At 66.0% G+C, this 21,899-nt stretch carries 18 protein-coding genes; 7 read left to right on the top strand and 11 right to left on the bottom strand.

All coding sequences use genetic code 11. The annotated features are described in order from the left end of the window. Positions 1-73: 73 nt before the first annotated feature. Positions 74-1,018 carry a thioredoxin-disulfide reductase gene (trxB, locus tag HPY83_03305; protein NPV06977.1) on the bottom strand — a complete coding sequence of 315 codons (945 nt, stop codon included), beginning with the start codon at positions 1,016-1,018 and terminating at the stop codon, positions 74-76. A gap of 125 nt (positions 1,019-1,143) precedes the next feature. Beyond that, entirely contained in the window at positions 1,144-2,289 is a 1,146-nt protein-coding gene (locus tag HPY83_03300; GenBank protein ID NPV06976.1) for a hypothetical protein, read from the bottom strand. A 415-nt stretch (positions 2,290-2,704) separates the two neighbouring features. On the opposite strand from HPY83_03300, the gene HPY83_03295 reads away from it, so the two are divergent. Continuing rightward, positions 2,705-3,910, top strand: coding sequence for an N-acetyltransferase (locus tag HPY83_03295; GenBank protein NPV06975.1), 1,206 nt, complete (start codon positions 2,705-2,707; stop codon positions 3,908-3,910). A gap of 45 nt (positions 3,911-3,955) precedes the next feature. On the opposite strand, the gene HPY83_03290 is transcribed toward HPY83_03295, so the two are convergent. After that, a complete protein-coding gene (locus tag HPY83_03290; GenBank protein ID NPV06974.1) occupies positions 3,956-5,200 on the bottom strand; it encodes a DegT/DnrJ/EryC1/StrS family aminotransferase in 1,245 nt (414 codons plus the stop codon). 405 nt (positions 5,201-5,605) lie between these two features. Between HPY83_03290 and HPY83_03285 the strand changes: the two genes are divergently transcribed. From HPY83_03285 to HPY83_03275, 3 genes are all read left to right on the top strand, one after another. Then, complete coding sequence (locus HPY83_03285) at positions 5,606-7,030, top strand: hypothetical protein (GenBank protein ID NPV06973.1); 1,425 nt, start codon at positions 5,606-5,608, stop codon at positions 7,028-7,030. Positions 7,031-7,276: 246 nt separating this feature from the next. After that, the gene (locus HPY83_03280; GenBank protein ID NPV06972.1) at positions 7,277-8,515 is read left to right on the top strand and encodes a 4Fe-4S binding protein; all 1,239 of its coding nucleotides are present in this window, start codon (positions 7,277-7,279) and stop codon (positions 8,513-8,515) included. A gap of 65 nt (positions 8,516-8,580) precedes the next feature. Further along, positions 8,581-10,611 (top strand): alginate lyase family protein, encoded by a 2,031-nt coding sequence (locus HPY83_03275; GenBank protein ID NPV06971.1) that lies wholly within the window; start codon positions 8,581-8,583, stop codon positions 10,609-10,611. 150 nt (positions 10,612-10,761) lie between these two features. Here the strand turns inward: HPY83_03275 and HPY83_03270 are convergent, their stop codons facing one another. From HPY83_03270 to HPY83_03240, 7 genes are all read right to left on the bottom strand, one after another. Further along, a complete protein-coding gene (locus HPY83_03270) occupies positions 10,762-11,913 on the bottom strand; it encodes an ABC transporter permease (GenBank protein NPV06970.1) in 1,152 nt (383 codons plus the stop codon). A 10-nt stretch (positions 11,914-11,923) separates the two neighbouring features. Next, a complete protein-coding gene (locus HPY83_03265; protein ID NPV06969.1) occupies positions 11,924-12,910 on the bottom strand; it encodes an ABC transporter permease in 987 nt (328 codons plus the stop codon). Between the two features lie 422 nt (positions 12,911-13,332). Beyond that, positions 13,333-15,399 carry an ABC transporter substrate-binding protein gene (locus HPY83_03260; GenBank protein ID NPV06968.1) on the bottom strand — a complete coding sequence of 689 codons (2,067 nt, stop codon included), beginning with the start codon at positions 15,397-15,399 and terminating at the stop codon, positions 13,333-13,335. Between the two features lie 360 nt (positions 15,400-15,759). After that, on the bottom strand, positions 15,760-16,020 hold the full coding sequence (locus HPY83_03255; GenBank protein NPV06967.1) for a hypothetical protein: 261 nt from the start codon (positions 16,018-16,020) through the stop codon (positions 15,760-15,762). 9 nt (positions 16,021-16,029) lie between these two features. After that, the gene (gene feoB, locus HPY83_03250; protein ID NPV06966.1) at positions 16,030-18,141 is read right to left on the bottom strand and encodes a ferrous iron transport protein B; all 2,112 of its coding nucleotides are present in this window, start codon (positions 18,139-18,141) and stop codon (positions 16,030-16,032) included. Next, positions 18,134-18,430, bottom strand: coding sequence for a ferrous iron transport protein A (locus HPY83_03245; GenBank protein NPV06965.1), 297 nt, complete (start codon positions 18,428-18,430; stop codon positions 18,134-18,136). Before HPY83_03245 ends, feoB begins: the two co-directional genes overlap by 8 nt. Beyond that, complete coding sequence (locus HPY83_03240) at positions 18,378-19,067, bottom strand: metal-dependent transcriptional regulator (protein ID NPV06964.1); 690 nt, start codon at positions 19,065-19,067, stop codon at positions 18,378-18,380. Before HPY83_03240 ends, HPY83_03245 begins: the two co-directional genes overlap by 53 nt. Before the next feature lie 330 nt (positions 19,068-19,397). On the opposite strand from HPY83_03240, the gene ssb reads away from it, so the two are divergent. The 3 genes from ssb to HPY83_03225 all read left to right on the top strand — a co-directional run bounded on the left by ssb (position 19,398) and on the right by HPY83_03225 (position 20,797). Then, positions 19,398-19,874: a single-stranded DNA-binding protein gene (gene ssb / locus HPY83_03235; GenBank protein ID NPV06963.1), complete on the top strand. Its 477-nt coding sequence runs from the start codon at positions 19,398-19,400 to the stop codon at positions 19,872-19,874. Positions 19,875-20,322: 448 nt separating this feature from the next. After that, a complete protein-coding gene (locus HPY83_03230; GenBank protein ID NPV06962.1) occupies positions 20,323-20,589 on the top strand; it encodes a DUF4258 domain-containing protein in 267 nt (88 codons plus the stop codon). After that, positions 20,573-20,797 (top strand): DUF2283 domain-containing protein, encoded by a 225-nt coding sequence (locus HPY83_03225; GenBank protein ID NPV06961.1) that lies wholly within the window; start codon positions 20,573-20,575, stop codon positions 20,795-20,797. The genes HPY83_03230 and HPY83_03225 overlap by 17 nt, the downstream gene beginning before the upstream one ends. A 14-nt stretch (positions 20,798-20,811) precedes the next feature. Here HPY83_03225 and HPY83_03220 read toward each other — a convergent pair whose 3' ends face one another. Then, the gene (locus HPY83_03220; protein ID NPV06960.1) at positions 20,812-21,867 is read right to left on the bottom strand and encodes a 4Fe-4S binding protein; all 1,056 of its coding nucleotides are present in this window, start codon (positions 21,865-21,867) and stop codon (positions 20,812-20,814) included. Positions 21,868-21,899 lie beyond the last annotated feature (32 nt).

Below are 21,899 nucleotides of genomic sequence, written 5' to 3'. Positions count from 1 at the left end.
CCACACCGACCGAGCATAGAGGTGCCGGAGGCTTGAGGGTCTCCGGCACTGGCGCTGTCGGCGCGGTCGCAATCTAGCGCTCGCGCGGGGGCTGCGGCCGTCCCTCGAACTCAGCCAGGAACTGCTCGGCGGCGTAGGCCGCATTGGCGCCGGAGCCGGTCGCCACCACTACCTGGGCCCAGGCGCCCGAGACGGCTTCTCCCGCAGCCAGCACCCCAGGCACATCGGTGCGACCGTCCATGTCGGCGATCAGGTAGCCGTACTGGTCGGTAGCCACGGCTCCCTGGAGGAAGCCGGTGTTGGGCACGCTGCCCACGAAGATGAACACCCCGTCCACCTCCAGCCAATCGCGGGCTCCCGTCTTCACGTGGCGGAGGGCAACGCCCGTCACCGCCTGCTCTCCCACGATCTCGTCCACGATGGTATCCCAGATGGGATGGATCTTGGGATTGTGGTAGGCGCTTTCCTGCAGCACCCGGTCAGCGCGCCACTGGTCCCGGCGGTGGATGATGTAGACCTTCTCGGCCCACCGGGTGAGAACGAGGGACTCCTCTATGGCCGAGTCTCCCCCGCCCACTACCGCCACGGTCTTCCCTCGGAAGAAGAAGCCATCGCAGGTAGCGCAGTAGGACACTCCTCTGCCAGCAAACTCACGCTCCCCGGGCACGTTGAGCTTCCGCCGGGAGGTGCCCGGGGCCAGGATGACCGACAGGGCCTCGATCTCCTCGGTCGATGTTCTCAGCCGCAGAGGGCGGTCGCTGAAGTCCACCGCGGTGACGACGTCCAGCATGAACTGAGCCCCAAACCGCTCAGCCTGCTGCTGCATCAGCAGGGCGAGCTGGGCCCCGTGCACCCCTTCCGGGAAGCCTGGGTAGTTGTCAACGTCCGTGGTGAGAAGCAGCTGTCCGCCCACGGCCTGACCGGCGATGACGAGGGGTTGTCTCTGGTAGCGGCCGGCATAGATGGCGGCGGACAGCCCCGCGGGGCCGCCTCCCACGATGACCACGTCGTGGTACATGGACACGTCCTCCGGTGGGTGTACTCGGCGAGCATTGTAGTCCTCGAGACCGAGGCTATCAAAAGAGGAGGGGCGTGCCCACCTGGGCACGCCCCCTGCCAGGAAGCGCTGCAGGAAAGGCTGATCTAGCCTTTGGTCACCATTACGCTGACGGCGCCCTCCGTCTCGGAGGGTAGCACCATGACACTGAGACTCTCGTCATCTTTGCTGTAGCTGGCCGAGCTCATGCCCTCCATCAGGTCCTCGGAGTCCTGAGTCCATCCGGCTGCTGTAAGGGTGTCCTCATACCACTGGAGCACTTCCTCGTCGGTGGCCTTGACTTCGTACATGGCCATCTCAGAGCTGACGAAGTAGCCACTGCTGGAGAGAGCCCCCTCCATGATGGGGATGGTCTCTTCGGCCGCGAACTCCTCCGGCGGCTGAATGCTCAGGGGCTGGTTCAAGCTCAGCAGTTCCCAGATCATGTCCAGCACGGCCTGTTCCTCTTCCTCGCCCATCACGTCCCCTTCAGCGTGCATGACGAGCTTGACGACATACCTGCCGTCTTGCGTGATCCACAGCTCGCCCTCGGCTTCGGAGATGTCTAGTTCGCCCTCCCAGCCCCTGAAGGAGGTCTCGTCGAAGGCATAGCGATCGGTGACCATGCCGTTGACCGTCTCGCCGCGCTGCACCAGCCGCGGCTCCTCGATGGAGTTCAGGGTCTCCTCGCCCATCATCAGAAAGTCTGAGGCCATCGAGTCCACGCTCCCAGCCTCGTCCGCCTTGGTGTGCATCCAGCCTTCGCCGAACGACATCCAGGAATCCGACCCTATCGTGACCATGTGGATAGACGTCTCTTCGCCAGACTCCTCCATCCCGGACATTGACATGCGCTGGGCGTTGTTGACCCGGTCTACCTCGAAATTGATCGTGACGTTCATTAGAAGAGTCCCGTCCTCGATGGAGGTGATCCGGAGGTCCATGACAGCCGAGTAGCTGTCCACGCCCTCCAGGGAGGCCATGGAGGGCACCTCCACTTCGGTGACGGCAGTGGGCGCGACGGCAGCCGCTGTGGTCGCAGTAGCCTCGGCGGCGGCCGGCTCGGTCGGGCTGATGCCGGGCGGCGTGGCGGTAGGGCTCTCCGGAACGGGCGTGGCGGTGGCAGGCGGCGCCTGGGTGGGCGTCGCCGTTGCCTCATCGCCCCCTCCGAAGATGCTGGCGGGCCCGCAAGCGAGCAAAAGCAGAACCACCAGGGCGCAGGTGACGACTACGGCGGGCTTTCTCAGAGTCATGGTGTATCTCCTTGTTGGCTCCCGTCGGTGCCCATGCCCCTGGTGGACGTGGCCGCCGAGCAGGCGCGTGCAGGTGAGACCACTTAGGGAACTCGGTGTCGCTCCCTTAGGCACGCGATCTCAGGGTATAGCCGCTTGATGGCCCTGAGTCTGAAGGCACGGCCGCTCTCTGTCAAGCTAGGGGCTGTGAGGGCGCCGTGAATATGCCGTAGAGGGGGCGTAAAGACTGTCAACAGCTGCTGGCGTCGGCGATGCCACACGGAACGATGACCAGCAGCCTCCTATCGCACGCAATCGCCCGTCTGGGCTCATCACGGACTGCTCTGGTCAAATGGATAGTTGCCTTGGGGCTGGACCTGGCCTATCCTGCGCTATCTTGCCCCTCCAACCGAAGCTTCTCGGAGGCTCTGAGGCCATGGCAACACCCAAGGTCGAGCTAGTCCATGACAGGCGGCAATTGGAGGAGTTCGTCACCTTTCCCTGGACGCTATACCGAGACGACCCCTTCTGGGCTCCTACGTTCTTCCGGGAACGGATGCAGTTCTTCGACCCTCACCATAACCCCTTCTTCCAGCACGCTGAGGTTCAGCTCTTCCTGGCTCGGCTGGACGGGCAGGTGGTGGGGACGGTAGCTGCCATCGTGGACGAGATGCACAACGCCTATCACAACGAGCGGGTAGGCTTCTTCGGGCACTTTGAATCGGTGGATGACCGCGAGGTAGCTGCAGCCTTGCTGCAGTCGGCTTCCGACTGGGTGGCCACCAGAGGGATGACGGCCATTCGTGGGCCGATGAATATGTCCACCAACCACGAGTGCGGCCTTCTGGTGGACGGGTTCGATTCCCCGCCCGTGGCCATGATGACCTACAACCCTCGGTACTACGAGGAGCTGATCACCGGCTGTGGTTTCCAGAAAGCGATGGACCTGTACGCCTACCTGATCTCCACCAACATCTATGGCGAGAGCGCCGAGAACCTGCCCCAGAAGGTGCTGCAGTCGGCGGAGCGGCTCAAGCGCGAGGGCTCGATCACCATCCGACCGGCGCGCTTGGAAAGCTTCGCGGAGGAGCTGGTGCGAGCCAAGCGGGTCTACAACTCGGCCTGGGGACGGAACTGGGGATTCGTGCCCATGACCGACGCCGAGATCGAGCATCTCGCTCAGGGCCTGCGTCGCTTTCTGGACCCTGACATGGTGTTCTTCGCCGAGCACAATGGCGAGCCAGTAGGCATCTCGGTGGCCATCCCCGACGTGAACGAGCCACTTCGCCGCGCGTATCCCCGTCCGGGGGGGAGCATGGCGCGCTTCCTGTATGATGGGGTCCGGTTTCTCTGGGCTCGCAGGACGCGGCCTCGCCTCTTCCGGCTGCTAATCATGGGGGTAGTGGAGGAGTACCGCAACCGGGGCATAGACGGTGCTTTCTACGTGGCCACGGCCCACGCTGCCTTGGCCAAGGGGTACAAGCAGTGTGAGATGTCCTGGATCCTGGAGAACAACGTCATGATGAACCGCATCATCCAGCGGCTGGGCGGGAAGGTATACAAGACCTATCGCATCTACGAGAAGGCCGTGCGGCCTCCCGCAGTCTCCGGATCTGCCCGTACCACAGACGGCCCCTCGTAGGGGCGGAGCACCGTGTCCGCCCAGGGCAGGCGCGTTGGCCTGCCCCTACGCCATGTGCCTGGTCAGTGCCCGGCGCAGAACCTCGGCCTTGCGGTCCACTTCCTCCGGACCGTCGCCCATCTTGACCCCGAAAGCCGAGCCGAGCCCAGCGTCCACCACGCCGATGCTCACGTTGATGGCCCGAGCGAGCAGGTCGTCGGTCTGCGGCAGCATGCCCTTGCGGTAGGTCACTCCTCCGCCCCGCTCCCGATAGATGGGGCAGTTGAAGGGACAGCCTTCCGGGGTGACAGTGCGTTGCTCCAGGATCTGCTCCATGTTGGTGTAGACGTGCCAGCCCGACTCGGCCACCACCTTAGTGCCCAACTCCGACGCCACCGCCCGAGCGGTCCGCTCATCGGGCAGTAGCAGAGTCAGAATGGTGGCCAGCTCGCCCTCTGGGTCGGTAATCTCGCGAAACTCGAGCCCGGAGATGTCCTGAAGCTGGGCCTTGAAGCGAGCCTTGTTGGCCCGCAGATGATTCCTGATCGCGGGCAGACGGCGCAACTGGGCCCGAAGCACGGCGCCAGTCAGCTCGGTCATGCGGAAGTCCAACCCGATCAGAGGCCGGTGCCCGATCTCTACGCCCACGCGCCCCGGGCTGTGTCCCTGGTCGTGGAAGGCGAAGGCACGCCGGTAGATGTCCTGGTTGGCAGTAACCACCATGCCGCCATCGCCCGCGGTGATGGTCTTGTACACATTGAAGCTGTAGATGCCGGCCTCGCCGATGGAACCTACCATGCGGCCCCGGTAGGAGGCGCCGAAGGCCTGGGCGCAATCCTCCAACAGGAGCACGCCGTGGCGGTCGGCCACGGCCCGCAGCTCGTCTAGCCGGGCAGGGTTGCCCAGCATGTGCACCGCCAGGATGGCCTTGGTGCGAGGGGTGATCCTGCGCTCGACATCGGCCGGATCTAGGTTGAGGGTCCGATCCACCTCGGCCAGGATGGGCACGGCGCGGGAGTAGACCACCGCGGACATGCTGGCCACGAAGGTATAGCCGGGTACGATGACCTCGTCGCCCGGTCCGACGCCGAGAGCGGCCAGGGCGGTTAGGAGGGCGCTGGTGCCGGAGTTCACTGCCACAGCGTAGGGAACGCCTACTATCTCGGCTACTTCGCGTTCCAGCTGCCAGACCTTGCGCTGAAACCGAGGATCGTCCTCGCGTCCATAGCGGTACAGGTGGCCCGACTCGAGCACCTCCAGGGCCTCCCGCTTCTCCTCTTCGCCGATCAGTTCCATTCCGGGTCCGGGCATGGATGACCTCCATCGGGCCTGAGAGTCTCGCCAATCGCACCGGTGTGGGCAGTGCCTGCCGCACCTGGGGCAGGAGAGCGCACCGAGCACCACCTGCCGACCACTATACTAAGCCACAAGGGCGCTGGGGCGGAAATGACGAGCGCAAGGGCTGAGGTTCGAGACCCTCCTCGACTGTGACCGCTTGCGAAAGTGGCACAGGAATAGCATGCATCAGGCGGTAGGGCTCCGGAGCCCGTCGGCACCCGACGCACACTATCGTACCCCCGGCCGTTACAGACACGCCACCCCTCGACGCGGCTTCCAATCAACGGGCTTCCGGAGCTCACTCAAGCCACTGCTCTGTCTCAAGACGTGGGACTGACTCGCGACGGCGAAGGCCGTCGCGGGCGTGGAGGAGCCGCGATGGCGTCCCGGAAGACCTGGAAGCGTCTAGCCGCCCAGGGGCTGGCGATCCTCGTTCTGCTGGTGGGTTCGACACTGCTGCTGTCGGTGAGCACCGGCCTGTGGAGCGACGTCCTGGGAGTGTCCGGCATCGCCTTGGTCATCGGCGGGCGGGCCACTCAGGCGGCGGCGGAGGCCCCTTCTCCCACCCCCACTCCCTCCGCGACCGACACTCCCTCTGTCCCGTCCCTGCCTCCTCCGGCGAGCCCTTCTGCCATCCCGGATCCGGCGCTGTGCGGGTTGGCGGTGGACCCGGCGGTGCCCACGGCTGGGCAGGAGTTCACCCTGCAGGTGTGCCTGCGCAACCTGGGCGACCGGGACGCTACCGACCTGACGCTGTCCTCCTGGACCAGTGCCGACGGACGCTCGGCGGTGCCATCGGCGCGCTGGCGGATCGCCGTGCTGGCTCCGGGAGAGAGGGTAGTTCTAGAGGTGCGGATGGCGCTCCCGGCGGGCAGGTACTGGGTGGGGGCCCAAGTGAGCCCTGACCCGCCCCAGCCAGACGCCGATCCAGGTAACAACGAGTGGGAACGAGAGATCGTGGTTCTGGGCCCAGTGCCAGCCACTGTGGCCCCGGTGACCGCGACTCTTGTCCGCGAGCCCGAGCTGCCGATTGACACCGGGGTGCCCGCCCGGGAGAGCGTCACGCCTACTAGGCGGCCGTCCGGCAGTACCGCGGTGCCTGCCACGGCGACGGCCACTGTGGCTCCGCGGCTGCCTCAGCCGCCGGGGGCCACTCCCACACCGGTACCTCTGTCGCCGGCGCCTGAGGCCACCGCGACGCCTACTCTGGCGCCCGCCATGCCTGCGGTCACTCCCGAGCCGACGGCGACGCTCATCCCGATTGCCACCAGCACCCTGATCCCGGTAGTGGTCCCCAGCGCCACGCCGACGCAGGCGCTGATCGTTGCGCCTACCGCCACGGCCTGGCCTCCAGTTGGCCCGCCGCCCACTCAGGCTCTGCCTTCGGTGGAGCCCACCCACACTGCAGTACCCACACCCACCGCGACCACGGCGCCCACGCTGACGCCTTCGCCGGTGCCCACGGCGACTTTTCTCTCCCCAGCCACGCCGACGGCCACTGAAGTGCCCTTGCCCACACATGAGGTGGCACCCACATCCACGCCCGTCCCCACCCCTACCGAGACTGCGACTACGGAGCCTACTGAGACTCCTGAGGCCGACTCGGGGTCGAGCACGTGTGGGCCAGCGCCCGACCTCTCCGACGTAGGCGTGAGCCACGTGCCCTGTGAGTGCCTGCAGGGGGTTGGCCGGGAACCAGGCCCGGCACGGGAGCGAGTGCTGGAGTGCTTGCGGCAGCACCTCTGTCGGCCGGCAGCGGACGGAGGCCCGAGTGAGGGGCCGCCGGGCCTCTGCGGCCGGTGAAGGGCCGAAGCACACTTCGGGGTTCCAGCTTTCGCCGGCAACACGCGCCAGTGCAGGGGTCGGCAGCACTTTGGACCACTGCGGAGAGCCGGCCTCCCCAGGCGGAACGGCGGCCTGCCTGCCTTTGACAGCGATCGGGGGCGACCCTAGCATCTGGGCGCCGCCGGTGCGCTCGCAAGGCAGGCGAAACGCCGCTGGTTGTGCGCGCTCGCGGCCTATGCCACCCCTCGGGGGAGGTGACATCAGATGGCCGACTTGTCCGTCCCGAGGCTGGGCTTGGCGAATCCCTTCATCATCGCCGCCAGTCCTGCCACCCAGGGCGTATACGCCGTCCTCAAGAGCGCTGCTGTCCGACCCGGCGCGGTGGTGATGCGCAACTACCGCCACGCGGCGGGGGGAGGCACGCTGCTAAGCCCCTCCGCCGCGGACATGCGGGCCGGGCGGCACGCCACCCAGAGCCACGCTCTGGGTACGCAGATGCGAGATGCCTTCAACTCCCACCAGGAGTACTACGAGGGTGTGGCTCAGGCTCGGCGGCAGATGCCGGCCGAGGTCAAGTTGTGGGTCTCAGTGGGTCACTTCGCCGACACGATCACCCCTGGAGTGGACTGGAAGAAAGACTGGACGGAACAGGCGGTGGAGCTGGAGCGTGCTGGGGCGGATGCCCTGGAGGTACACTTCAACACCCCGGGCGTGGCCGTGGCCGGGGACCGCGTCCATGACTTCTACCGCCTGATCTACAACACCACCCGTATGGTCAAGGGCGTCACCCACCTGCCGGTCATGGTGAAGCTGCCCCTAGAGTCCACCGATCCCCTGCGGGCTATGGAGGCAGCCTGGCACGCCGGGGCGGATGCGGTGGGGCCCACGGCCCGTTGGAAGGCCTTCGTCTTCGAGCTGGACTGGCGTCGCTCGCTGGCCCAGCCGGGCGGAGGGTACGGGGGCACTCAGGCCCTACCCATCATCTGCTACGCTGTGGCCGAGGCCCGCCTGCAGGGCATAGACATCCCCATGTACGCCGGGGGTGGAGTCTTCAGCTGGGAGGCAGCGGCGAAGCTGATCATGGCCGGCAGCGATGCGGTGCAGCTGGGCAGCCTGGCTTGCTGCCTGGGACCGGGGGCGGTACAGAACCTGATGCAAGGCTTCAGCCTGTGGATGGACCAGGCCGGGCATCCAGACGTCGCCTCCCTACGAGGAGAGGCGCTGAGCTTGCTGACCATGCCGGCAGAGGTGGCAGAGGAGCGACGGAGACGGTTGGGCGCGGCCTACCGCCAGGCCGGTGTGCGAGAGCAGCTCTGCGATGGTTGCGGCTACTGCGCCGATGCCTGCTGGTACGACGCCATCCACGTGAAAGACGGCAAGGCGGCCAAGACTGCCAAGTGCATCGGCTGCGGCTACTGCTTTCAGGTCTGTCCCACCGGAGCCCTGTATCTACCGGAAGCAGGGGACATCGTGGCCTCGGTGTTCCACTCTCAAGGCTCGTAGCAGGGGCGGCTCGTTACCAACCACTGGACGCTTGCCCGCCTACCTATCTCTGGAGGTGAACGCCGATGCCGGACGTAGATGCCCTTCTCTCGTATCTCAACCTGTCCCGCCCCGAACTCGCCCCAGTCCGCTCCCGAGTGGAAGCGGGCGATCCCGAGGGCGCCCTGACCGCCCTGGTGGACCACTTCCGCACCCGGACCGCTCCCCCGTACCTGTTCGACCGGGGCGACATCGCTCGCTTCGAGGACGCCGAAGTCGTGGCCGAGGCGGACGCAGTGTGCGCCCATCGCATCTTCGGCTACTTCGTGGGCGAGGAGGTGGACTGGCACACCAACCAGACCCAGGATTCCTCCCGTGATCCGGAGTGGCTCTGGTCCTTGGCGCGACACAACTTCTGGGTGCCCCTGGCCCGCGCCTACGCCCTGACCGGGGATGAGAAGTATGCCCGCGAGTTCGCGGCCCAGCTCAAGGGATTCGTGGACGCCTGGCCGGTGGAGCCCCACCTGGAGTACCTGGACCCGGTCATGAGCTTCCCGGGCAATGCCTGGCGATCCATCGAGGCCGGCATCCGCATCTATACCTCGTGGCTGCCTTGCCTGGTCTACTTCCGGGGTTCGCCCTCTCTGGACGACGAGGCGTGGCTCTACCTGCTGAGCTCGCTTCACGACCACGGCGAGTTCCTCATGACTCACTACAGCAACCACAAGCGCTGCTCCAACTGGCTCACCATGGAGGCCACCGCCCTCTTCCAGCTGGGCGTCATGTTCCCCGAGTTCAGGCGCTCGCGCGAGTGGAGGATGATGGGCTACCGCCGCATCACCCACGAGGTGCGCTACCAGTTCGACCATCACGGCGTGCACATGGAGCGGACTCCCATCTATCACCTGGTAGCGGCTGGCTCCTTCCTGCAGGCTTACCGCCTGGCGCAGCTCAACGGCATGGTCATGCCCCCTTACGCCCTGCCCGTGCTCGAGGGAGCCGCCGAGTACCTGATGCGGCTGGTCAAGCCCGACTTCTCTCTACCCATGGTGGGGGACGCGGACCGGAACTCGCTTCTCGACCGCAAGGCCGATCAGTCCCTCTACGAGGGCATGAACCTCACTACCGACCCCCAGGACCTGAACGAGATCCGGGCCTTCGTCCGGGTCATGGCTGACCTGACCGGGCGGGAGGACTTCCGCTACTTCGCCACCGGCAGGCGACAGGGCGCACCACCGCGGCAGACGTGTTACTCTATGCCTGACCCCGGCTTCTACGTCTTTCGCTCCGGCTGGGAGCCGGACGACTCTTACTTCATGGTTACCGGCACCAACCTGGAGCGAGGCGAGAATCGAGCCCACTCCCACTTTGATGCCGCCCACCTGGAGCTACAGATCCGGGGGGAGGACGTGCTGGTAGACTGCGGGCGCTACATCTACGGCAACTCCGCCTGGATCGAGTGGCGCACCTACTTCACCTCCACCCGCGCCCACAACACCGTCCTGGTAGATGGGCACGAGATGGGGGTGGTGCCGGACACGTCCCCCCAAGTGCGGGGGGTGCGCACCTGGTGCCACCGCTTCCAGACCGGGCCCGACCTGGACCTAGTCGAGGTGTCCCACAATGGCTACGCCTACATGGACGAGCCGGTGTTCCACCGGCGCCGCGTCCTGCACCTAAAGCCAGGCCTGTGGCTGGTGGATGACGTGCTCACCGGCACGGGAGAGCACCGGTATGAGCTGTTCTTCAACTTTCCTCCCGGAACGCTGGACGGGGCCGGCTCCCCGGGCGCCTTTCTCTACTCGGGCAAGAGGGTGCGGGCGCGCCTGATCCCCCTGCTTACTGAGGGCTTGAGGGTCGCCACACTCGAGGGAAGCCTGGACCCCATCGGCGGCTGGGTGTCCTACGGCTACGGGGCCAAGGTGCCCGCTCCCCAGGTGATCTACTCCCGCGAGGGCCCGGTGCCCGCTCGCTTCCTCACCGCCATCGTGGACGAGGGTTCGGAGTCCTGGGCCCACGTGGTAGGCCTGTCGGGCGGCGAGGTAGAGGTCGAGCTGAAGAGCGGGCAGCGAACGAGGAGAGTGCGGCTCGGCCTGCAGGCCGTCGCCTTCGACTGACGGAGGACTCACCGCAGAGAGCGCAGAGAGCGCAGAGAAAGACAGAGGGAGAGAAGGGCAAGAGAAGAGGGAGGCTTCGGAGCTAGAGCCTCCCTCTTCTCCTTCCCCTCTATCTCTCTGCGGTCTCTGCGCTCTCTGCGGTGAGCCCCCCTACCGGGCGTACGGGTCGGCGGCGTCGCGCAGGCCGTCTCCCATGAAGTTGAAGGCCAACACGGTCACCACCACTGCCAGCCCGGGCATCAGCAGCCAGGGCGCCAGCGCCACCGAGCGCAGGTTCTGCGCCTCTTGCAGAAGCACTCCCCAACTAATGGCGGGAGGACGTAGCCCCAGCCCCAGGAACGACAGTGCCGTCTCCGACAGGATCATGCTGGGGATGGACAGGGTGAGGGAGGCGATGATGTGGCTGAGGAACGAGGGCACCATGTGGCGCACGATGATGCGCACCTCGCTTGCACCCGCCAAGGCGGCCGCCATCACGAAATCCTCCTGACGGAGCGAAAGGAAGCGGCCGCGTACGACTCTGGCCAGGCCCGTCCAGCCGATGAGCGAGAGAATGACGGTGATGCCGAAGTATATGCGCACCGGCGACCAGTGGGGGGGCAAGGCGGCGCTCAGGCCCATCCACAGGGGAATGGTAGGGATGGCGCGCAGGAACTCGATCGAGCGCTGGACAATGTTGTCCACCGCGCCCCCGTAGTAGCCTGAGAACCCGCCGATCATGATGCCCAGGATGAAGCTGAGGGCCACCCCGATGAGGCCGATAGAGGTCGAGAGGCGGGTGCCGTACACCAGACGGGAGAACTGGTCCCGCCCCAGGCGATCGGTGCCGAGCAGGTAGAGGGTGGCGCCCTCCCCTTCCACGCCCATAAGGTGGATGTTGCTAGGGAATAGGCCCCACAGCCTGTAGGGCTCGCCCTCGGCGAAAAACTTCACCGGCAGCTTGGTCTCCGGGTCCTCGACGAATACCAGCCGCCGAGTGGTAGGGTCGCGCTCCCCGGTGAGGGCGTAGACGAACGGCCGGAGCTGGAAGCCGTCCTCGTCCACAAAGCGCAGTCTTTGAGGTGGCGCATAGGCATACCGCTGGTCGCGGGATTCAGGGCTATAGGTAGCCAGGAACTCACAGAACAGCCCGACGGTGTAGATGATGGCGATCACGACCACGCTGACCAGCGCCAGCCTGTGCTTGCGGAAACGCCACCACATGAGCTGCCACTGAGAGGCTACGAAGATGCGCTCCTCCGACTCTGCTACCTCAGCTGCCCCGATTTCCTCGTTGGTCTGTGTTCTCTCCACGTCAGCCATGGGCGTCCCTCTAGCTCTCGTAGCGGATGCGCGGGTCGAGCCAGGCCAGGAGGATATCCGACAGCAGGGTGCCGATGATGGTCAGCACACTCAGAAGCATGATGAAAGCACCGGCCAGATACATGTCCTGGGACTGCAGCGCGCTCAGCAGGAGAGGTCCGTTCATGGGGATGTTAAGCACCACCGAGACGATGGTAGCGCCCGAGACCAGGCCGGGCAGCGACCAGCCGATGGTGCTGACGAAGGGGTTGAGCGCCACCCGCACCGGATAGCGGCGGAGGAGTTTCCCCTCTTTCAGGCCCTTGGCTCGAGCTGTCACCACGTAGGGCTTGCGCAACTCGTCCAGCAGGTTGGCCCGCATGATACGAATAAGGCCGGCGGTGCCGCTGAGGCCCAGCACCACGATGGGGACCCACAGGTGCTTGATGGTGTCAATGACCTTGGCCATGGACAAGGGGGCAGTCTGGAACTCCTGGGAGTTGAGGCCGGTGAGGTTGGCGCCGAAGTAGACGTAACCGATCCAGATGGCGACCAGGGCCAAGAGGAAATCCGGGATGCCCAGGCCGACGAAGCCGAGAAAAGTGGCAAAGTAGTCCCCCAGCGAGTACTGGCGCGTGGCGGAGTAGATCCCTATGGGGATGGCCATGAGCCAGGTGAACAGCATGGTAGCCAGGGTGACCGCCGCGGTCAGCCCCAGCCGGGACCAGATGAGGGTGGCGACGGGGCGCTGCCACTGCAGGGACACTCCGAAGTCGCCGTGCAGCATGCGCCAGACCCAGCGGATGTAGCGGATGTGGGCCGGTTGATCCAGCCCATACTGCTTCGCCAGAGCGGCGGCCTGGTCTTCCTGCACTACCTGGCCGGTGGCCTGCAGCTGCATGATGTACGTGGTCAGATAGTCGCCGGGGGGCAACTCCATCACTACATAGGAGACCAGCGAGATGGCAAGCAGCATGGGGATCATCATCAAGAGACGACGGGTGATGAACCGAAGCATCCTGCCTCCTGTAGGTTATAGATTACAGGGGACAGGTTACAGGAGCACGGAGGTAGGCATCGGGTGCCGATACTCTCCCCAGTCTTGTCGCCTGTCTCCCCTAGCCCAACGCCTATGACCCGTTCCTTCTTGGCTAGAAGTGTAACACGACAGCTGGCTCTCACATAAACGAGACCCGGCAGCCGTGTACTCGGTTGCCAGCCACGCCCAGAGGTCAGGCGCGGGCGGCTAGCAGCCGGCGGGCCGGCCTCGGGGGCGAGCCGGTGGAGACCCAGTGGGCCTTGGCTCAGCTCGAGCCGAGGCCAGCGGGCGCGGCCATGCCGGCACCGTCCCGTGCCGTGGTGTACGCGGTCCATACTACGCTCTGGGCACCGCCACAGCGGTGCCCAGAGAGGTGAGACGCAGCCCTTCGGCTTGGGCTACTACGCCTGTCGCATGAAGTACTGTGCTGGCACGCAGTTGGCCGGGGTGTGCACCGAATCTTCGTTGTGCACGTGGCGCTCGGGCGTGCTCTCGGGTACGTTGCGGAAGTAGTTCTTGGCGATGACCAGCCCTTGCTCGAGCGGCGTCCCGCCGATGGTGCCGATGGTCCACAGGTTGGCCACATTGATACGGAAGATCTCTTTGGCCAGCTCGTCCTGGGCGGCCTGATCGATGGTGACCGTAGCCTCGTCGAACACCTCCAGCACCCTGCGGAGGTCGCCCTGGGGCTCGACGCCTTGGGCGCCGCCCGTCTGGTACCAGATGCCTGACAGAGGGCCGATGCGGCTGGAGCTGCCGTACGGCATGGTCCACCATGGATAGATGAGGACTTTGCCGTTGCCGCCGGTGTTCCACACCGCCACCTGGTGCTCACCAGCCTGCATGCGGGTGTAGTAGAGGGTGCGCTCCTCCACGTTGACCGTGCACTTGATGCCCACCTCGTTCCAGTGGTTGTTGGCCAGCTGGGCGGTGTCCACCCAAGGGCCAAAGAGCTCCACTGCCGAGATGAGGAAGTCAATGGGTTGGCCATCGGGACCCAGACGGTACCCGTCGCCATCGCGCTGGTCTAGTCCTAGCTCGTCCAGCATCTGGTTGGCCCGATCGGCATCGAACTCGGTAAAGGGGGTTTCCATCCCCTCTTCGTAGTACTTGCTCCATTGCATGGGAGCCATCTGGCGGGGCTCGCCGAAGCCCAGGAAGGCCGAGTTCCAGATCTCGTCCCGATCTAGGGCGATGGAGAGGGCCTGCCGGAACTCGAGCGTGCGCAGCAGGTCACCGATAGCCACCTGATGCTCGGTTGCCCCTTCCTGCTGGCCGGCGTTCTGGTTGAACATCAACCCAGCATCCGCTCCACCGTCACCGGGCCACTCCAAAATGCGGTAGTCGCCCTGCTCCTGACCTTCCACGAAGAGCGGGTAGTTGAGTAGGTTGATGTGGCGTTCCTGGCAGTCCAGTTCGCCCGCGATGGCCATGAAGTTCAGTACCTCAGGGTTGGTGACGATCTCGAACTGAATGCGGTCAATGTAGGGGAGCTGGTTACCCTCCGGGTCTACGCGCCAGTAGTACGGGTTGCGCTCGGCGATGAGGGTGGTCTCGTCGGGCTCAGTGATGAACTGCCAGGCGCCCACGATCGGCCGCTCGGGGTTGTTGTAGGGGTTGTTGCGGTCGTTGAAGAGCTGGAACCACTGCTCGAAGTTCCTCTCCTTGGCCTTAGCCTCCACCTCGGCCCTATCGGTGAAGTCGATGTGGAACTGCTCCAGGTAGTGCCCAGGGACGCCGTAGAAGATCTGAGTGCCCAGCCACTCCAGGAAGGTGCCGTAGGGAGAGGAGAACTTGAACCTCAGGGTATAGTCGTCCACCTTCTCCACGGTGCCGTACTCGCCTCCCACACCCGGCCGCATCCAGGCTGGCTTGGTGGGCGTGATCTCCTGGTTGTTGAAAACGTGGTCGTACCACCACATGACTGCATCGGCAGTGTAGGGGTGTCCGTCAGACCACTTCATTCCTTGGCGCAGGTAGAGGGTGAACTCAGTTCCGTCCTCGCTCACGTCCCAGCTCTTGGCGATGGCGGGAACCAGGTTGCCCTCGATGTCGAAGTACACCAGTCCATCAGGATAGAGACGGAAGAACAGCGCCGTGTCGGACGCACTCACGGCCGCTCGGTGCCAGGTGCCTCCGTACTCACCGATCTCCTCCACTACCTGCTGGACCAAGGGCTCCACGGGCAGCCGCTCATCCACAGGGGGAAGTTCACCGGCTGCCACCTTCTCGGCCAGCATGGGGGCTTCGCGGTAACGGGAGACGGGCTCAGCCGGTACCGGTGTGGCGGTCGGCTCGGCCGGGGCGGGGGTGGCCTGCGGCGGGGTGGTGGCGGTGGGTTCGGCCGGTGCCGCCGGTGTTGCCGTGGGAGCGGGCTGGCCGCCGCCGCAGGCAGCCAGCGCGGCCGACGAGGCTGCCAATGCACCGATGGAGAGGAACGTACGCCGATTGAGCTTGCTCGCGGACATCTCTTCACCTCCCTGCGGAGTGTGTGCTCTCGGAGAAAGGCTTAGGCCCTTACTTACCGAGGAGCGTCTTCAGGTGCGCGGAGGAGCTCGCCGAGCCCGAGGCACCGAGTCCAGACCAAGCGGCTAGGTCGGCAGTGAGAGCACGGCGTGGCGGGCCTCACGAGCACAAGTCTACAGTGATCGGCATCCGGTGTCAACCAGATATCGGAGCTCAGGATTGGGGGGGCAAATGTGTTGTGGCAACAATCGCGTGCAGCAGGACCGCGTGCTGGAGGAGGTAGTTGGCCCGCGGAAGTGGATGTCGCTTTGCCCCAGCACAGCCGCTCGCGGTCGGGCGGTGACTGTGGCGCGATCTATGCTCTATGGCTCCCGGTGAGCCAGGGCCGCCTTCCCCTGCTCGGTGAGGGAGAATACCTCGGGCAGCCCACCACAGCTGCGAGCTATGGGACAACCCTGGCAGCGCCGGCCGCAGGAGGGATCGGCCGCCCTAAGGTAGCCGAGGCGGACCAACTGATCCAGCATCTGCTCCGCCAGGGTGCCGGTGACTCCGAGGCGCCGGGCCAGCTCGCTGGTGCTGGCCACCTCCCCGGAAGCGATGAGCCGCAAGCTATCTCTCAGCACGGACGCCTCTCAGGCTCCCCAACCCAACAGCAAGCCCACCTGGTACGCCACGGCGCCCCCCAGGAAGGAGATCACCAGAAGCAGGCAGAGGTCGAACAGAGCCCAGGCCCAGGAGCCGGTCTCCTTGCGGATGGCGGCCATGGTGGCCACACAGGGGATGAAGAGCATCTGCACCGTCAGGAAAGCCAGGGCGGAGGCGGGGCTGATCAGAGTGGGCAGCACCTCGGTCAAGCCGGCACCCGTCTCGGCACCGGCGAAGAGCACTCCCATGACCGCCAGGGAGTTCTCCTTGGCCACGAAGCTGGCCAGCAGGGCCACCATGAGCCGCCAGCCGAGGCCCATGAGGCGCCCCAGCGGCTCCAGTGCCTGCCCCATCGCGGCCAGGTAGCTGCTGCCGATATCGCCCGCGGGCAGGGCAGACAGAGCCCAGACCACCACCGAGGCAGCCATGATGATGGTGACCGCTCGAGCCAGGAAGGCTCTCAGGTGGTGCCAAACGAACAGGGCGATAGACCGCCCATTGGGCCGGTGGTAGAGGGGGAGCTCCATGATGAAGGCTGCCTGCTCCCCGCGCAGCACCAAGCGATGCAGCACCACCCCCAACAGTGCCAGCACGACCAGGTTGGTGCCCACCAGGCCCAGGGTGACGACGAAGGCATAGGGGCCAAAGAAGGCGGCCGCAAGGGTGGTCAGGACTCCCAGCCGGGCGGTGCAGGGCACTAGGGGAGCCAGCAGGATGCCTAGCAGCCGCGCCCGAGGGGAGTCCGCTATGCGGGCCCCCATGATGGCGGGCACGTTGCAGCCGAAGCCAAGGAACAAAGGCAGGAACGACCGCCCGTGGAGCCCGATAGCGTGCATGAAGCGGTCCATGACGAAGGCGGCGCGGGCCATGTACCCGGTGTCCTCGAAGAATCCCAGAGCGGCGAAGAAGATGGCCAGGATGGGAACGAAGGTGGCCATGGTGCCGGCACCGGCCAGCACCCCGTCGGTGAGGAGTCCGGTTACCCAGGCGGGAGCCCAGTCCAGATGAGTGCTCAGCCACGCCGACGGCCGGGTGACCACGTACTCCTCTAGCACTCCCTGTAAAGGCGAGCCCACCGTGTATACCAGGAAGAACATCAGGGCGGCTGCAGCGCCCAGGATGGCCATGCCCCACAGAGGATGCGTGGCCCACCGGTCGAGCCGCTCCGTCAGGCCGACCTGTCCCAGGCCGCGGCGGATCTGGGCCCCGGCCAAGACCTCGCCGATCCACTGGTAGCGGCCGCCGGCGATGTCCAGGATGGCGTCCTCGTGCCGGTGCAGGATGCTATGGACCTCTTGCCAGGTTCCCTGTGGGAGCCAGCCCTGAGCCAGCTCGGTTACCTCCCGGTCCCCTTCGAGCAGCTTGATCGCTACCCACTCCTCTGGGTAAGGCTCTGGAACCCGACCCTGAATCAGTCGCAGGAGCGCTGCCAGGGTGTCGCGGTGGTCAGGGCGGAGTTGGGGCCGCCGGGGATGGTAAGGATAGGCTCCCGTATTCCTGTCCCCGTCACAAGCCAGGGCTTGCACCACCTGCAGCAACTCGCGCACGCCCCGGTTCCTGCTTGCCACCATGGGCACGACGGGGATGCCTAGCGCCTGGGAGAGGGCTTCGGCATCAGTGTGTATGCCGTACTCCTCCGCTACGTCCACCATGTTGAGTGCCAAGACGATGGGCACGGGTAGCAGGAGCAGTTCGGAGAGCAGGTAGAGGTTGCGTTCCAGGTTGGAGGCGTCGGCGACCAGGACCACCACGTCGGGACGCTCGTGGAGGATGAAGTCCCGCGCCACTCGCTCTTCCTCCGAGCCGGCGGTGAGGCTGTAGGTGCCGGGGAGGTCCACTAGGGCCAGGGGCACGTTGCCACTGTGGCACACGCCGATCTTCTGCTCGACGGTCTTGCCGGGCCAGTTGCCTACATGCTGGTTGAGGCCGGTGAGCAGGTTGAACACCGTGGTCTTGCCCACATTGGGCTGCCCGGCCAAGGCCACGGTGACGACGTCAGTCCCCGAGGGCAGGTTCATCGAGCGCAGCTGCTGATCGCAGCAGGAGAGCGTGCCCGCTAGCGAACGAGTCGGCCGGTCGGCTGTCATGGGTCTAGCCACGGTGGCCACCACCCTCAGGTCGGACCAGCACTCGGCTGGCCTCGCCTCGACCGAGAGCCACCCGGGCTCCGTGGATGAGGACCAGCAGCGGGCCCCGCCCGTAGTTGTTGAGGACGGTCACACGAGATCCGGGCGTGAAGCCCATGGCGGCGAAGCGGCCCATGAGACCACGGCCTCCGCTGCAACCGACGACGGTGCCGACCTGGCCAGGGCCTAGGCTCAAGAGCGTAGTGACGTCATCCAAAGCGAGCCTCCTTGACACGCACGCCGATCTGCTCCGCCACGCCATGGCCCAAGAGCCGCGTCTCCTCACCCATGACGAGGGTCAGTGGTCCGGCGAAGGGCTCCGCTGCTACTAGCTTCACTTCCCGGCCGGGCCGCAGCCCCAGGTCGTCCAAGTAGCGCAGCAAGGCGGGATTCTCCTCCGGAACCTGCTCTACCGTGGCTTCCTGACCGAGGGAGAGATCAGACAGAGGGATCACCTCTGGTTCGACCAGGGTGCCGTCAGGCCCCGGTACGGCTTGGCCGTGAGGACAGGAGGTGGAGCCCGCCAGGGCTCGGGAGAGCCTTTCCTCGAGCTGGGGGGAGGTGGCATGCTCCAACCGGCACGCCTCCTGGTGTACTTCGTCCCAGGGCATGCCAAGGACATCGGTGAGGAAACGCTCCCACAGCCGGTGGCGGCGTACTACGGTGACCGCCTGAAGACGGCCTTCCTCGGTCAGCACTACTCCCTTGTAGGGCTCGTAGGTGGCCAACCCTCGCTCCGCTAAGCGTCGGACCATCTCGTTGGCCGAGGCACCGGCGACACCCAGGTGCTCCGCCAGTGCGGGAACGGGCACGGAACGATCACTCCCGCCCAGGCGGAAGATCGCCTCCAGGTACTCGCCCATGCCGCCAGGCAGCGGGTCGTCCTTAGGTTCAGGCATACCTGAGCTCCAAGTGAAGGTATACCTATGATAGTCCCGTTCGGGGAGGGTGTCAAGAGCAGCGTCGGTCCCGCCCGGTGGGCTGGCGCGAGTGAGAGCCAAACGGGCAGGTTGGGGGATGGATGGTATGCGGTCGGTGGGGCCGGCAGGAGCCGCTCCACGGCTCACGCCTGCCGGCCGCTTGCCGCCCTTTGACCGGCTGGGGTTCGGTGCTATCCTTGGCCCGCTGGAACGGCAGGCGGGAGAAGCGCTTGCTTCACCGCTCTCGCCGTGCTACACTTGGCAGAACATTTGTTCTAGGCCAGATGCTTGTCACCTGGGGAGGGGAGCATGTTCCAGACTTGTATCGTCGTGGGTCATTTGGGCCGGGATCCGGAACTCCGTTACACCTCGGATGGCACGCCCGTGTGTGGCTTCTCCATGGCCACCACTCGCAGGTGGACCGACCGCAATGGGGAGCAGCAGGAGAAGACGACCTGGTTCCGGGTGAGCGTGTTCGGCAACCAGGCGGAGCCTTGCAGCCGGTATCTTACTAAGGGACGCCTGGTGCTGGTCGAGGGAGATGTGGACGTGTCCGCCTACACGGCTCAGGATGGCACCGCTCGGGGCAGTCTGGAGTTGCGGGCTCGCACAGTGCGGTTCCTTGGTGGCCGAGGCGAGGCGGGCGAGGAGTGGCCTCAGGGCGACATGGCGCGGTTCCCCGCCGGTGGCCGTGGCGCGGTGCGGGCCGACGAGGAGGACCTGTCGGAGGACGAGCGTCCGGCGGGAGGCAGACCGCCGGTAGACGACGAGGAGATTCCGTTCTAGGCCAGCGAAGGTCGCTGGGGTGCTCTGCGACAACCACCGCCGCGATCGGTTGCGACGGCGGGTTTGTGCTGGCGGACGCAGGTCGCCCGAGAACCTGGCCTGGCGTCGTGAGGGCAGCGGAGAGAGAAGGAGTGCTCAAGTCAGGGGTCTACCCGATCCCAATTGCGCGTCTGCTGGAGGCGCGATGAGCTCTGCAATCATCGGGAAGACCACGGTGAAGCGCGCCCACCTCGGTCTCCGCTGAGTCCGCTTGGCAGGGGGGCCCCAAGCCAGACCTACCCAGCCTGTCAGATGGCCGGTCGCCGCTGTGTAGGATCCGCGTCTGAGGGACCAGCGCCCCGTGTCGGCGCTGCCCCGGACGAGTTGGGGGGAGCTGCCTGACGGCTGGCGGCAGCCGCTACGCCCTTCAGCGGTATGCTACACTTGGTGACAGGATCGAAAGCGGCCCATGTCTTGCGAGATCCGGTTCACCAGACATGTCAGCCTCAAGTTCGACGCGTTGCGGCACCACGGCTTCGAGGTGACTCAGGCTGAGGTTGAGCAAGTGGTGCTCGACCCGGACTCGGTCTGGCCGCAGGAGGGGGAACGGTGGATCGCCCAGAAGGCCATCACTGGGCGACACGTTCTGCGTGTGGTCTATCGCAGGGAGCCGGGAGCGGTGGTGATTATCACCTTCTATCCGGGTCGGAAGGAGCGGTATGAAAGTGCTGTATGAGCGGGAAGCCGATGTGCTGTCGGTAGAGATAGACCCCAGCCTGCCCATAGATGACGCCCTGGAGGCCGGCCCTTTCATAGTGCACATGTCGGCAGATGGGCGGATAGCCCTCATCGAGGTTCTGGATGCGAGCCGGGTGTTGGCGGCCCTCGTTCGGGCAGGCCTCCGCGACGGTGGCGAGTACTCCATGGTCGGCGATACTGCCTGAGCGCCCGTGGTGGGCTACGACGCCGCTCCCCGCCTCCGCAGCCGCTCCTCCTCCCAGGCGGCGAAGTCGCTGGGTGGGTGCACTGTCTCTGCCTCGGGCAGGCGGCTCAGGGTGGCAGCTCCGCTGGGACACCCGGTGACGCACAGGCCGCAACCGATGCACCGCTCGGCCATCACCTCGTAGGCGCCCTCCCCCTCCCGGATGGCCCCCACCTGGCAGCGCTCGGCGCAGATGCCGCAGGCGGTGCAGGTATCCTGATCTACAGCGGCGACGTAGTTGGCCCGGGCTATCGAGTGGGCGATGCCGTACTCGTTGATGCCCCGGAGGATGCCACAACAGCAGCCGCAGCAGTTGCACACGTAGCCCAGGCCCTGGGCCACGTTGCTCACCGAGTGCACCAGCCCCACCTCCTCCATCTCGTCTAGCAGGGCCAAAGCCTGCTCCTGCGTGAGGCTGTCCGGCCCGGGCTCGCTCTCGCGGGAGGAGAACGACAGGCAACTGTGGACGGGGAACCGGCACGTGCGTCCCAGCTGGGCCTGCTGCACCCGGCAGATGCAGTCGCGCACGTGGAAGGACCGGGCCCGCAGGAGGATGGCGCGCACGTCGTCGTAGGGCAGGATCCACTCGGGCCGGACGGCAGCCTGGGCGGGGATCACCCGGTGCAGCGCCGGCTCCGGCCCCATGATGCCTGCGGCTCCGCCCTGGGCCAGGTAATCCTCCACCAGGTGGGCCAGCTCGTGGTCCATCACGTCCAGTTGGGCCTCGTAGATGCCCACTATGAAGGGAGCCAGTCGGAACCGGGAGACGCCGCCCTCCCGCTCGAACCAGACCATCCCGCGGCGGGCCATGCCCATGAGCGCCGCGCGCGCCTCGGCCACGGCCAGGCCGGCCCGCGCGGCGATGGCTTCCACCGGTTCCATCTCGCGAGTGAGCAGCGCTGCCAGCGCCGCCTGCTCGGGGGTGAAGATGCGCCTCAGGAGGGTGATCTCGATCCCTGAGGACGTCCGAGGAAAGCCATTGGGCAGCCGATCCAGTGCCTCCGCCAGTCGCTCGTACGCCTGGTGCGCCATTGCCTCCTCCTCCGTCGTGCTTCCCGCCGTCC

This window comes from Anaerolineae bacterium (genome assembly GCA_013178015.1).
Classification (GTDB): Bacteria; Chloroflexota; Anaerolineae; order DRVO01; family DRVO01; genus Ch71.
The sequence above is the reverse complement of the archived record's forward strand: the minus strand, read 5'-3'. Positions and strand labels throughout refer to the sequence as shown.

Excerpts from the sequence above, each read along its gene's own strand:
- trxB (NPV06977.1), bottom strand. The coding sequence starts at position 1,018 with ATGTACCACGACGTGGTCATCGTGGGAGGCGGCCCCGCGGGGCTGTCC.
- HPY83_03300 (NPV06976.1), bottom strand. The coding sequence starts at position 2,289 with ATGACTCTGAGAAAGCCCGCCGTAGTCGTCACCTGCGCCCTGGTGGTT.
- HPY83_03295 (NPV06975.1), top strand. The coding sequence starts at position 2,705 with ATGGCAACACCCAAGGTCGAGCTAGTCCATGACAGGCGGCAATTGGAG.
- HPY83_03290 (NPV06974.1), bottom strand. The coding sequence starts at position 5,200 with ATGCCCGGACCCGGAATGGAACTGATCGGCGAAGAGGAGAAGCGGGAG.
- HPY83_03285 (NPV06973.1), top strand. The coding sequence starts at position 5,606 with ATGGCGTCCCGGAAGACCTGGAAGCGTCTAGCCGCCCAGGGGCTGGCG.
- HPY83_03280 (NPV06972.1), top strand. The coding sequence starts at position 7,277 with ATGGCCGACTTGTCCGTCCCGAGGCTGGGCTTGGCGAATCCCTTCATC.
- HPY83_03275 (NPV06971.1), top strand. The coding sequence starts at position 8,581 with ATGCCGGACGTAGATGCCCTTCTCTCGTATCTCAACCTGTCCCGCCCC.
- HPY83_03270 (NPV06970.1), bottom strand. The coding sequence starts at position 11,913 with ATGGCTGACGTGGAGAGAACACAGACCAACGAGGAAATCGGGGCAGCT.
- HPY83_03265 (NPV06969.1), bottom strand. The coding sequence starts at position 12,910 with ATGCTTCGGTTCATCACCCGTCGTCTCTTGATGATGATCCCCATGCTG.
- HPY83_03260 (NPV06968.1), bottom strand. The coding sequence starts at position 15,399 with ATGTCCGCGAGCAAGCTCAATCGGCGTACGTTCCTCTCCATCGGTGCA.
- HPY83_03245 (NPV06965.1), bottom strand. The coding sequence starts at position 18,430 with ATGGCGTGGCGGAGCAGATCGGCGTGCGTGTCAAGGAGGCTCGCTTTG.
- HPY83_03240 (NPV06964.1), bottom strand. The coding sequence starts at position 19,067 with ATGCCTGAACCTAAGGACGACCCGCTGCCTGGCGGCATGGGCGAGTAC.
- ssb (NPV06963.1), top strand. The coding sequence starts at position 19,398 with ATGTTCCAGACTTGTATCGTCGTGGGTCATTTGGGCCGGGATCCGGAA.
- HPY83_03230 (NPV06962.1), top strand. The coding sequence starts at position 20,323 with ATGTCTTGCGAGATCCGGTTCACCAGACATGTCAGCCTCAAGTTCGAC.
- HPY83_03225 (NPV06961.1), top strand. The coding sequence starts at position 20,573 with ATGAAAGTGCTGTATGAGCGGGAAGCCGATGTGCTGTCGGTAGAGATA.
- HPY83_03220 (NPV06960.1), bottom strand. The coding sequence starts at position 21,867 with ATGGCGCACCAGGCGTACGAGCGACTGGCGGAGGCACTGGATCGGCTG.